The following is a 12879-nucleotide window of genomic DNA, read 5'->3' as shown; positions in this document are numbered from 1 at the left end:
AAAACAGTTTTTTATTAAAAGTTTTATATAACGTAAAAAAATGGATTTTTCGCTTTTCTGCTTAATATTTGTTCGATAATTAAGCTGAATTGTTATTGTGTCGATACAACATTGCCCCTTCCATCGCCTTCTATTACCCAAAAAAGCAATTACCTTTCGTTATGGTTGTTATAATTGCATAACCTCACCTTCACTTTGAACTCAATTCAATATTGGCATCTATATTTAACCACACAAACATTGATTCACTATCATCACCACGGATTTCCTTTTTAGAAAAACACCATTCCTTCTTTTTCACTTCTGGAAAAAATAAACATACGCTAGATTAGCCACATAAAACCTATGGATATAAGAAGAACATAGCAATGACATCACAAAGCAAGATCAAAAACATCATTACTGATGCAACACTTAGTGCAAAACAAAAAACATTGTTCCTGTCATTAGAAGCTGAAGCTCTTGTAGATTACATGCCTATCTCTGATTCGGTGTTAGCTGCAAAAGAAGCTGGTATTATTTGTGATATGTTTGAAGGTAATGCCCCCTTTAAGCCACGTTATGTTCTTCCTGATTACGCCAAATTTTTACAACAAGGTTCAGAATACTTAGAGCTTGAACCGGCAACGAATTTAGATGAAGCCATCAACCTGCTGACTATTATTTATCATCATGTGCCTTCTGTTACCAATATTCCCGTTTACCTTGGCCAACTTGATCAAATCTTACTGCCTTTTGTTAGTGACATCAGCGAAGACGCTCTTTACCGTAAACTGAAAAACTTTTGGATAATGTTAGATCGCACCCTTCCAGATGCGTTTATGCACGTTAATATTGGCCCAACAGACAACATTGTTTGTCGTATGATTTTGAAGATTGATGCTGAGCTTAAGCAAGTCGCACCAAATTTAACCTTTATGTACGACCCCACAACCACGCCAGATAGCCTGCTACAACAAGCATGTAATAATATCTGTGAGTGCAGTAAGCCACATATCGCTAACTATCCAATGTTCTCAGATGCTTTTGGCAAACAAGGATTCGGTATTGTAAGTTGCTATAACTCTCTTCCGCTTGCGGGTGGTGCAAATACACTTGTCCGGCTTAATTTAAAAGAAGTGGCATTGCAAAGTAATAGCATTGAAGATTTTTTAGCATCGACCTTGCCTCATTATTGTGTACTAATGTTTGAACTTATTGATGCGCGTTCAACATTCTTACATCAAGAATCAAACTTCTTTACTGGCTTCTTAACCACAGAAGGTTTGATTAATGAAGATCGTTTTGCCCCTATGTTTGGTATTTATGGTATGGCAGAAGCCGTTAATATTCTGATGGAGAAATCAGGCTCAACGGCACAATATGGTCATAATGAAGATGCTAATGCCATTGGGTTAAAAATCAGTGCAACATTAAGTGACATTGTAACAACAACCCCAGTAAAATACGGTTTTAATGGTCGAGCATTATTACACTCTCAAGGTGGTATTAGTTGTGATCACGAAGTCACACCCGGCATTCGTATTCCTTACGGTACTGAACCCGATCCTGTAATGCACATTAAGGCATTAGCCGCTCATCATAAATACTATACATCGGGTATCAGTGAAATTTTAACTCTTGAAGAAACCATTAAGAACAACCCACTCGCATTAATGCAACTATGTAAAGGTGCATTAGCGTTAGGTTTCCGTGAGTTTACAGCTAACGTTGCTAGCAATGATCTTGTCCGTGTCACGGGTTACATGGTTAAGTTGTCTGATATTGCAAAATTCAAACAACAAGGCTCACGCACAAATACAACCTGGTTAGGTACAGAAGCATCAGAAAATACACATATTCTGGAGCGTCAACCACGTGTCGTTAGTCGTGAAATGTCACCTGTTTACCCATCAAAATAAATAAAGAATACTTACTATGATTTCTGCTACCGTCAGCAAAATATTGAACTACTCATGTGTTGATGGGCCGGGTAATCGAATGGTGCTGTTTTTGCAGGGGTGTAACTACCGCTGCAAAAACTGCCATAATCCACAAACTATAGATATGTGTAATCAATGTGGTGATTGTGTACCAAATTGCCCAACACAATCATTACAGCTCACCACACAAAACAATAAACCGTTTGTAATATGGAATATGACAACTTGTACTGAGTGTGATGCATGCCTAACCACGTGTAATAAACAATCAACACCAAAAACACAGCAGTTAACTGTCACTGATACCTTGGCATTAATTAGAGATAATTTATTCTTTATTAATGGCATTACGGTAACAGGCGGTGAAGCAACATTACAATTACCGTATATAATTGCCCTTTTTAAAGCGATAAAATCCGATCCTAGCTTGCAACATCTTAGCTGTATGATCGACAGTAACGGTAGTTTAAGTATTACAGGGTGGCAATCAGTCTCCCCTTACCTTGATGGGGCGATGATTGATTTAAAAGCATGGAATAACACCACTCATCGGTGGTTAACTGGCCGTGATAATGACCGAGTATTGGCGAGTATTTGTTGGTTAAGTCAACATCAAAAATTATATGAGATACGCTTATTGCAGATTCCAAACGTCACCGATTACGAGCAATACATCGATGATATTGCAGGATATTTAGCAACATTAAATAATGACGTTCGTATCAAGCTTAATGCGTTTCAACATCATGGTGTCACAGGCGAATCATTAAATTGGACACCGTGTAGCCAAACCGATATTGAAACATTAGCAATGCAGCTAACCGAACGTAATATCACTAATCTAATACTGCCAACGGTTTATGTATAGCGACCAATTTTATGTCCAACGGTTGTAATTTGCTGGTACAGCCACCGTAACGCAGGATCGTTCATACTTGGCTGATACCACACTAAACTATAACCAACTTGGCCATAATTAAATGGCAATTCTTTCATGGTCAACGATTGTGCTTGCGCTGCCACTTCTGCCCACCTCTTTGAACACGTAAACAATAATTTAGTATTTTTACACAATGTCGCTGCTGCACCAAAATCAGCAACGTTGACCATAACTTTACGTTTTCTATGTTGCTGAATAAGCTGCATTTCAAAAAATGGTACACTGAGATCATTATCAACAATTCCAATATGATCATAATGTAAATAATCATCAATGGTCAGTGGTTGAGTCGCTAATGGGTGTTCATTAGACATTAAACACACCATTTCATCAGTAAATAAGGTTTCCCAAACTAAGTTATTATCGATATTTGGTGGCTGACTAAGATCATGAGGCAGAATAATAAAATCCAATACCCCTTTTGCTAGCCCACTAACACCAATATTATCTTTAGACCAAATATCTAATCGAATATTGGGTGCTAACTTTAATACTTGCTCACATAACGGTGCTGCAATTAACTCAAAAGTGCTTTCACGCATCGACAATAAAAAACTCCCCGCATAATGCGCAACATCAAATTGTTCTTGAGTCATGATTTGATTCATGTCATTGATCATTTGATGCACTGTCGGCCCTAAACGACGCGCTAATGGCGTTGAAACCAACCGATTACCATTACGATAAAATAGCTCATCATTTAATGTATCTCGAAGCTGAGTGAGCGTTTTACTAACGGAAGATGGACTAACACATAATCGATGAGCACACGCTGTCACACTGAGGGTATCTAACATAACGTGCAAGGTAATAAGGTGCTTCATGCTAATGCGTGATAGCTTAATTAAATCCATTTACTATCTCTTGAATATAAATAAAAAATGCCAGCCAACATTCATTGACTAGCATTTAAATAACAATCAGTTACAGCAAACACTGCGCTTAACGAATACCACTTAAAAATTCAGCACGGGTAGCAGGATTACGTTTAAAAATCCCGCCAAGTGCCGTCGTTGTCGTTACACTGGTTGCATCCATTACGCCGCGAGATTTAACACAGTAATGAGTTGCATCAATAGTCACGGCGACATCTTCACTTTCAAGTAGTGTTTGTAGTGCTACTAAAATTTGTTGCGTTAAACGCTCTTGCACTTGTGGGCGCTGAGAAAAGAAACGCACAATACGGTTAATCTTTGATAAACCAATAATTTTTCCACGTGGAATATAAGCAACTGTCGCTTTACCATCGATGGTAATTAAATGGTGCTCACAAGTACTGGTTAATGTAATGTCTTTTACTCGCACCATTTCATCACAGTTCATTTTATTTTCAATCACTGTGATTTTAGGGAAATTGGTGTAATCCAAACCTGAAAAAATTTCATCGACATACATTTTTGCAATACGGTGCGGTGTTTCAACCAAGCTATCATCCGTAAGATCTAACGCTAGTAGTGAAAGGATCTCACGCATATGGTATTCAATTTTTTCTTTCTTTTCTTCTCGACTTACAACATCAGCCGTCATCGGGGTTTCTAGATCACGGGCGGCTAAGGCGTCACGTACTTGTACTGCAGATACACTTAATGCTGTCATTCTTTTCCTCCAGCTGACCTAGGTAGAATAAAAAAGACATACCCTTCTGACCTTGCCAGCGCTAAAATCCTTAGCAGAATACCTCCAAATGAGAATAATTTCACCACCAAATTACCTCCTAATACCGTCTTCCAGCGTATTTTAGTATATTCAATCCCTTACAGCGGTAGTCAATAAAGGGTAAACTACCCAATAACGAGCAATCTGAACAATACTTAGTAAGAAACTGAGTAAAACATGCAACCTCAAACTGAGAATTTTTCAGACCTGCTCACTTTCATTATCACGAATAAATAAAATGGATACGATTATGGGATGCTGCGACGTACCAGGTTTAATGACTGTTGAAACTGCGTTAAATAATATTCTAACTCAAGTTTCACCACTAACGACAATCACCACGATAGCATTAACTGATGCTATGGGTATGGTGCTTGCTGAAGATATTCTATCACCTATCAATGTACCGCCTTTTGCTAACTCAGCAATGGATGGCTATGCTCTTCGCGCCGCAGATCTTGAGCATACCGATACTTTAACCATGATAGGTAAATCATTTGCTGGGATCCCTTTTACTGGCACTTGTGAAGCAGGTCAATGTGTTCGTATTATGACAGGCGCTGAAATTCCAGCAGGCACTGATGTTGTTATCATGCAAGAAGAAACACATGTTGATGGCAATAGCATTCAGTTTACGATCAAGCCAAAAGCAAACGACAACATTCGCCCAGTTGGTGATGATGTTCATTTAGGTGAAACAGTATTAGTAAAAGGCACTCGCTTAACTGCACGTGAAATGCCACTGCTCGCATCATTAGGTATTGCTTCTTTTGCTGTATACCGTCGTCCTAAAGTGGCCTTTTTCTCAACTGGTGATGAATTACGCCCTGTCGGTGAAGCATTAGCAGCGGGTCAGATTTACGATAGCAACCGTTATGGTATGAAGGCTTTATTAGAGAAGTTTGGTTGTGATGTATTAGATCTTGGTATTATTCCTGACTGCCCAGAGAAACTACGTCAAGCCTTTGTAACCGCGTCAACAGACGCCGATGTGGTAATTACCTCTGGCGGTGTAAGTGTCGGTGAAGCCGATTACACCAAAGACATTTTAGACCAAGAAGGCAAAATTGGTTTTTGGAAAATTGCCATGAAACCGGGCAAACCATTTGCATTTGGTACGATTAACAATGCATGGTTCTGTGGCCTTCCTGGCAACCCAGTATCTGCAATGCTGACCTTATATCAATTAGTACAACCAATGCTGGCAAAACTAGCGGGTCATAGCCAATATCAACCCCCTGTTCGTTTACAAGCTAAAGCAACTTCAATGTTTAAGAAGCGCCCAGGCCGTACTGACTTCCAACGTGGTATCTATAGCATTAATAATGGTCAATTTGAAGTAACAACAACTGGCAACCAAGGCTCTGGCGCGTTCAGTTCAATGCACCACGCTAACTGCTTTGTGGTATTAGAACAAGATCGTGGCCGAGTTGAGGCGGGCGAACTCGTTACTATTGAAATGTTTAACCACACCATGTACTAATTTGTCGTTAATATACGAATAAACAGCTAATAACGGTAATTTCACTTATGACAACAGAACAACACACCAGTGCTGAATTATCAGATGCAGAAATGCTACGCTATAACCGCCAAATTATTCTGCGCCAATTTGACTTTGAAGGCCAAGAAGCATTAAAAGCCGCTTCAATGTTAATCTTAGGTGCCGGCGGTTTAGGTTGTGCCTCATCACAATACCTTGCGGCTGCTGGCGTGGGTAAGATCACCCTTATTGATGACGATAAAGTTGAAGTTTCTAATTTACAGCGCCAAGTTTTGCATACAGATGCGACGGTCGGTATGCTTAAAGTTGAATCAGCAAAACAAGCATTAACGGCAATAAACCCTTATTTAACCGTTAAGACAATTGCAAAACGTTTAACTGATGACGAATTATTACCACTCATAAAACAACATGATTTAGTGTTGGATTGCTGTGATAACGTTAATACACGTAATCAATTAAATCGCTTATGCTTTGAGACTAAAACACCCTTAGTTTCAGGGGCTGCTATTCGCATGGAAGGCCAAATAAGTGTTTATAACTACCATGATGGTGAACCTTGCTACCAGTGCTTAAGCGCCCTCTTTGGTCAACAAACATTAACCTGTGTTGAAGCTGGCATTATGTCACCCGTTGTTGGTATTGTTGGCGCGGTACAAGCCATGGAAGCAATTAAGGTTGCCACCAATATTGGCACGCCATTAACGGGCAAGATCTTGATGCTCGATGCTATGAGCATGAGTTGGCGTGAAATGAAATTGATGAAGCAACCAAACTGTTCTGTGTGTAGCTAATCAAATAGCGTCAAATAGCGAAGTAATGATGATGAAACGTATTACCCTGTTTACTCAGAAAAACTGTGCGCATTGTAAAGATGCTCAGCAGTATATGAAAACAAAAGGTTATCCTTTTCGTTTAGTCGATGTAGCAAGTCCACAAGGCAGAAAAGAATTAAGCCGAACAGGCGCTCGCTCTGTCCCTGTCATTAAAGTTGGGGATAGCGTGCTTATGGGCTGGAATATGACTAAGTTCGAAAAGCTATTGCACGACAACGATTAATATAGCTACAACAAAATGCATAAAAAAACCGACATTATTTACTATTTCTAGTTAAACGTCGGTTTTTTTTATGTTCACTAATCGTGAAACTAGTAGTGATTAATCGTTATCATTCAGACGAATACCGTCTTTTTCGATCACAATTAAGCCTTTTTTGTATAAACCACCAATCGTTTTCTTAAACGTTGCTTTACTGGTACGGAATACACGGAAAATATCTTCAGGGCTTGATTTATCACTTACTGGAATAAAGCCACCTTTGATCTCTAAAGACGTAAGGATCTTATCCGCTAAATCGTCAACTTTGCCTAAGCCTACTTTTTGTAGTGATAAGTTAATTTTGCCATCTGGACGAATTTCTTGAATATACGCTTTTAGTTGCTTACCAATAAATAGTTTACCAAAGGCTTCTGTTTTAAAGAACAAACCCCAATGCTCACCATTAATTACCGCTTTGTAGCCAAGTTCTGTCGTTTCAGCGATAACAACTTGTACTTCTTGGCCTACTTTGTAGTTTGCAGGTGTTTTATCAAGAAAACGGTTGAACTTAGTAGAGCCAACAATACGACCTGATGCACGATCCGTGTAAACACGAACCATCACTTCTTCGCCTTCTTCTAAGCGACGACGTTGCTCACTAAATGGAATCAGTAGGTCTTTACGTAAACCCCAATCAGCAAATGCGCCAATTGTCGTTGCACCTACAATACGTAATTTAGCAAAACCACCCACTTCAACTAATGGTTCATCAGTCGTTGCAATGACTTCATCTTCAGAGTCAAAGTAAATGAAAACTTTAAGCTTGTCGCCGAGCTTAGTACCTGCTGGCACTGTGTTCTTTGGTAACAAGATATTACCGAAATCATCACCACCATTTAGGAACACACCAAAATCTACCAATTTGATAACTTCTAGAGTGTTGTATTGTCCAATTTTAATCATGTATCAGGTACTCTCTTTATAGGCAACAACACGCTTACAGTGCAGTTGGTTCAATATCTTTATCAATCAATTTTTTTGCCGCAATAATTAATTCACTATCGCTGACTAGGCAATACGTTATAATGAACGGGTTGCGCTTATGATATCGGCATTATACGTGATGTTGCGACCCTTCGCCCAACCTATCTGCAATTATTTGATGTTTTTTCATTCTATTAGCATCAATAATTGCGATTTATAAATAATGGACAAAAAAATATTCTCATATACTCTCAATGACAACCAATTTATGCCATTTAGCATTTGCCTAGGAGGGCTAATTAAAAGTGATTACTGTCGATAAAAAAGATGGGCATAAACTCAAAATATCTCATGTGATTCAAGAAACAACTAATCGACAGCTTGATATGTACATCTTTATCCCAGGAGAGCTGGGTTTAAATGCCAATATCATCTCTGAAGAAGAGTTTTATCACAATGCCATTCATGGCAAACGGACTTATTTCAGTGATATAAACCATCTGCCTTTAGTGCATAGTCGCCTTGCAAGTCGAGGCAAGTTATCTATTGAACAATATCGTTTAAGTTTAAGCCTCTATGCCTACCAATATGCATTAGCCTTGGAAAAAACAACCCAGCAATTATTAGGCGATAGTAGTGAGTCTAAACAAGAAGAAATTGAAGAAGCGGCACAATTGGCTGTTCGAATTTTAAAGCGATTACGTCGCAACATTCCAACAGATAAAAAGCTGCTCAAATATTACGAGAATATTGATAATTATTTATCTTGGTTTACAGAACAACGGCTTCTACAAATCATCGCCCATCTACCCCGTGGAGCTGAGTACAATGAAATTAAGCCACAGCTATTAGAAATCTGTCAAAAGGAATCCCAGCACCGAACTGATAACAATTATAACTCAGTCAGGGCGATGCAAGATCCAACACGTATGTCGAATAAAATGCGTTTATTACGCCGTTTAATTGAATACCCTGTCACCATGAATGAAAAAACCATCGAGCTCGGTAAAAATACCCGTAAGATTGTAACGGGTGCTGCCGCGGGTATTGTGATGATTTTTGTTACTTTAATATTAATAAAAGCACGTGGTATGTTGGGTGATATTACCGCTTCTTTCATTGTTGTACTGTCATTCATTTATGCCGCACGTGAAGTGTTTAAAGATGACTTAAAAACCATGTTATGGCGATGGATGAGAAAAGGTAAAGCACGGTGGAAGAAGCAATTTTTTGATGCTAATACAGGTAATGTTATTGGACAACAACTTGAATGGTTAGAGTTTATAAACTACGACAGTTTACCCGAAATTATTCGAAAAACCCGTAAGCATAATGTCTCTCACCGTGAAGAAACCATTTTGCATTACAAAAGTACCACCAGAATGTCACCCACAAAGTTTTTAAGTGGTTACGAGCAAACGCGTGAATCTATTATTCTTGATATGCGAGCGGTGGCGACATTAATGGAAAAAGGTTCACAACGTCTTTACCAACTCAAAGATGGCCAAGTAACCAAAGAATCGGTAGAGAAAAGACATCTAATTAACTTGATCACCAAAGAAACCGACGAAGATAAAACAGTACGTATTCAACGGTGGAAGATCATTATGAGTCGTTCAAAAATTGTTGATATTGAGGCCATCATTACGCCAGAGCCTAAAAAATCAAAACCTAAACAAACACTCAATATAAAGAACTAACCTACAAAAATGCCCTCATCTTGAGGGCATTTTTATCAGTTATGCATTCTATTCAAATCTTAGTTAGAACGTACACATAACGGTAATTCAGCACCTTTTTTCGTTAAACCAAATTGCCAAACATTAAGATCTCGGCAACGAAATGCTCCTGCGCATGACAATAAATAATAACGCCACATACGATAGAATTTCTCACCGTATTGCTCTGATATTTTAGGCCAATTCTGTTCAAACTTATCGTTCCATGCGACTAATGTTTTATCATAATCAGGGCCGATATTTTGCACATCTTCAATATTAAAATAATCTTCTGCAGCAGAGCCAATCTGCGTCATTGATGGCACAACACCGTTTGGAAAAATATATTTGTTTATCCACGCGTCTGTTTCTGTTTTAGAGTTTGGGCTACCAATGGTATGTAATAAAAAGATTCCATCATCAGCAAGATAACGGTAAGCAGCGTTGAAATAATCAGGATAATTATCAGGACCTACATGTTCCATCATTCCAATAGAAACCACCCGATCATAAGGCTGCTCTGGTTCATGTAAACGATAATCTTTAAGGATGAATTTCACAGGAAGGTTTAAATCATCAGCACGTTGTTGACCTAATGCGGCTTGTTCTTTGGACAGCGTTAAACCATCACAAATAACCCCGTAATGTTCTGCAGCATAATTCATAAAACTGCCCCAACCACAACCAATATCCAATAAGCGCATACCTGATTTAAGCCCCATTTTACGGCATACCAAGTCAAGTTTAGCCTCTTGAGCACTATCAAGATCGATTGCATCTTTCCAATACCCACAGGTATATGTCATTCGCTTATCAAGCATTGACTCAAATAAGTCATTACCTAAATCATAATGGAAAGGTACATCCTTAGTAACTCGATCAATACTTTGATGATTAAAAAGGTGTTTTACTTTTGATGCGCCAATTTTTAAACCAACAGCAAGTTTAGTTGATAAATCCAGCTTTTCATCAATACGAGCATGTAAAACGCGATTAATCATTTCATCAATCGCATTACAGCTCCACCAGCCATCCATATAGCTTTCACCAAAGCCTAATGAACCATCCGTTAATACTCGATCATATAATCGTTCATCATGAACTTGCAGATCCCAAGGGCGAGATCCATTAATAATAATATCAGCATGGGATAATAGATTTTGGAAAAACTTTTCATTTGTCATCGCGAATATTCCTTATATAACAATTTGTATGACAAATTGCCTTTAAATAAGGTTAGCGACAAGATGAATTCTTGAAAAATAAGATTTAATAAATTATTAGATGCATTATTTAAATCTAAAATTACAAAAAATATTAGCAGTCAAATCCTATAAAATAATTCCACATATAGAGAAGTGCGTTATTTATAATATATTTTCAATGAACATCATATGAATGGTTAATAAATACATGCTTATTTTGTTTTTTATTAAAAGAGCTGTCAATTTTATAAAAAATAAACTCTGACATGATTATAACTAATACCCCTACTTTTCATCCCTTGTTTATTTATCATAACTCGATAAGCTTAAATAACGCCCTTTTAGCTTTAGGTATGCCCATGAAAACATTATCGACACTGACATTTGCTAATAGCTATTGTGATCTTCCTGATAATTTAGGGACACGGGTTACTCCACAGCCTTTAGATAACCCTTTTCTAGTGCATTTTAATCCACTTGTAGCAGAAAAACTTGAGCTAGCTTCCATTACCGCACTTGAGCCAACCTTTGTTGATGTATTTAGCGGTAAAGCAACATTGGCAGGATTATCACCTTTAGCAATGAAATATTGTGGGCACCAATTTGGGCAATATAATCCCGATCTTGGTGATGGACGTGGACTTCTACTTGGTGAAGTCATTACCAGTGCTGGCGCTAAGTGGGATTTACATCTAAAAGGCTCAGGCAAAACACCTTATTCTAGAATGGGAGATGGACGTGCGGTTTTACGCTCATCTATTCGTGAATACCTTGCCAGTGCCGCAATGGAAGGTCTAGGTATTGCAACAACACATGCTTTAGCCATTATAGGTAGCGAAACATCGGTTGTACGAGAAAAAATAGAAACAGCCGCCACACTGATTCGAGTTGCAGAAAGTCATCTTCGTTTTGGGCATTTTGAATACTTATTTTATAGTAACCAACATACCGAACTACAACACTTAGCGGATTATGTAATTGAACACCATTTTTCTGAATTAACCACTGCAAGCTCCCCTTATGCCGAAATGTTTAAACAGATCTGTCATCGCACTGCAACAATGATAGCAGCTTGGCAAGCAGTAGGATTTGCACATGGCGTCATGAATACTGACAATATGTCGATACTCGGACTAACATTTGATTATGGTCCATTTGGTTTTCTTGACGATTATGACCCTCATTATATTTGTAATCATTCAGATTATTCTGGCCGTTATGCTTTTGATCAACAACCTGCCATAGCCTTATGGAACTTATCGGCTTTAGGTTACGCCCTAACGCCACTTTTAGAAAAAAACGCTATAGATCATGGTTTAGAGCATTACCAACACCAGTTACAGCAGCTATATAGCCATAACATGCGTCAAAAATTAGGATTAACATTAACTGACGATGTCGACAGCGTCTTATTTTCAGATCTATTTCAATTGTTACAGCACCATCATGTTGATTACACTTTATTCTTTCGAACATTGTCATATATTACGGTGACAGACTTACCTCATAGCAATCCTTTGTTCAGTGAATTATTCCAATGCACTTCAGATCTTAAAAAGTGGCTAGATCGTTATCAGCAACGGGTGCGACTTGAACCTAATGATAGCCAACGTTTAGCTATTATGCAGCAACACAATCCTAAGTATATTTTACGTAATTACCTTGCCCAACAAGCCATTGAAAAAGCACAACAAGGTGATTATAAACTCATAGATCAATTAATGACGGTATTAGCCCGCCCCTTTGATGAGCATGAAGACGCAGAAATATTAGCTCAACTGCCGCCACATTGGGGTAAGCATCTTGAAATCAGTTGTTCATCATAATAACGCCAACAGTTAAATTTATGCATAAAAAAACCTCACTTCAACAATAACATGAAGTGAGGTTTTATTTTTGACATTAACTCATT

11 protein-coding genes are annotated in these 12879 nt (G+C 38.3%); 7 read left to right on the top strand and 4 right to left on the bottom strand.

Annotation, left to right across the window (positions count from 1 at the left end; translation table 11 throughout):
• Positions 1-368: 368 nt before the first annotated feature.
• Both CZ809_RS09585 and CZ809_RS09580 read left to right on the top strand, forming a co-directional pair.
• A complete protein-coding gene (locus CZ809_RS09585; protein WP_080157318.1) occupies positions 369-1901 on the top strand; it encodes a YjjI family glycine radical enzyme in 1533 nt (510 codons plus the stop codon).
• Positions 1902-1917: 16 nt separating this feature from the next.
• Positions 1918-2790 carry a YjjW family glycine radical enzyme activase gene (locus CZ809_RS09580; RefSeq protein ID WP_080157317.1) on the top strand — a complete coding sequence of 291 codons (873 nt, stop codon included), beginning with the start codon at positions 1918-1920 and terminating at the stop codon, positions 2788-2790.
• On the opposite strand, the gene CZ809_RS09575 is transcribed toward CZ809_RS09580, so the two are convergent.
• Both CZ809_RS09575 and folE read right to left on the bottom strand, forming a co-directional pair.
• Positions 2781-3716, bottom strand: a complete 936-nt coding sequence (locus tag CZ809_RS09575) for a LysR family transcriptional regulator (RefSeq protein ID WP_080157316.1) — start codon at positions 3714-3716, stop codon at positions 2781-2783. The two genes, CZ809_RS09580 and CZ809_RS09575, sit on opposite strands and share 10 nt — an antisense overlap.
• Positions 3717-3804: 88 nt before the next feature.
• Positions 3805-4458: a GTP cyclohydrolase I FolE gene (gene folE, locus CZ809_RS09570; RefSeq protein ID WP_080157315.1), complete on the bottom strand. Its 654-nt coding sequence runs from the start codon at positions 4456-4458 to the stop codon at positions 3805-3807.
• Positions 4459-4768: 310 nt separating this feature from the next.
• Between folE and moeA the strand changes: the two genes are divergently transcribed.
• Genes moeA through CZ809_RS09555 form a run of 3 tightly spaced genes read left to right on the top strand, consistent with a single transcriptional unit; the run spans position 4769 to position 7081 of the window.
• Complete coding sequence (gene moeA, locus CZ809_RS09565) at positions 4769-6001, top strand: molybdopterin molybdotransferase MoeA (protein WP_080157314.1); 1233 nt, start codon at positions 4769-4771, stop codon at positions 5999-6001.
• Positions 6002-6048: 47 nt separating this feature from the next.
• Entirely contained in the window at positions 6049-6816 is a 768-nt protein-coding gene (gene moeB, locus CZ809_RS09560; RefSeq protein ID WP_080157313.1) for a molybdopterin-synthase adenylyltransferase MoeB, read from the top strand.
• 25 nt (positions 6817-6841) lie between these two features.
• The gene (locus CZ809_RS09555) at positions 6842-7081 is read left to right on the top strand and encodes a glutaredoxin family protein (protein ID WP_369925039.1); all 240 of its coding nucleotides are present in this window, start codon (positions 6842-6844) and stop codon (positions 7079-7081) included.
• A gap of 99 nt (positions 7082-7180) precedes the next feature.
• On the opposite strand, the gene CZ809_RS09550 is transcribed toward CZ809_RS09555, so the two are convergent.
• Positions 7181-8023 carry a CvfB family protein gene (locus tag CZ809_RS09550; protein WP_080157312.1) on the bottom strand — a complete coding sequence of 281 codons (843 nt, stop codon included), beginning with the start codon at positions 8021-8023 and terminating at the stop codon, positions 7181-7183.
• A gap of 326 nt (positions 8024-8349) precedes the next feature.
• Between CZ809_RS09550 and CZ809_RS09545 the strand changes: the two genes are divergently transcribed.
• Positions 8350-9744 carry a hypothetical protein gene (locus CZ809_RS09545; RefSeq protein WP_080157311.1) on the top strand — a complete coding sequence of 465 codons (1395 nt, stop codon included), beginning with the start codon at positions 8350-8352 and terminating at the stop codon, positions 9742-9744.
• 59 nt (positions 9745-9803) lie between these two features.
• On the opposite strand, the gene cfa is transcribed toward CZ809_RS09545, so the two are convergent.
• A complete protein-coding gene (gene cfa, locus CZ809_RS09540; RefSeq protein ID WP_080157309.1) occupies positions 9804-10946 on the bottom strand; it encodes a cyclopropane fatty acyl phospholipid synthase in 1143 nt (380 codons plus the stop codon).
• A 380-nt stretch (positions 10947-11326) separates the two neighbouring features.
• Here cfa and CZ809_RS09535 point away from each other — a divergent pair, with 380 nt between their 5' ends.
• A complete protein-coding gene (locus CZ809_RS09535; protein ID WP_080157308.1) occupies positions 11327-12793 on the top strand; it encodes a protein adenylyltransferase SelO in 1467 nt (488 codons plus the stop codon).
• Positions 12794-12879 lie beyond the last annotated feature (86 nt).

The sequence above is a fragment of the Photobacterium piscicola genome (assembly GCF_900166965.1).
Classification (GTDB): domain Bacteria; phylum Pseudomonadota; class Gammaproteobacteria; order Enterobacterales; family Vibrionaceae; genus Photobacterium; species Photobacterium piscicola.
Note: the sequence above shows the minus strand (reverse complement) of the source record. Positions and strands in the feature narration are given on the sequence as shown.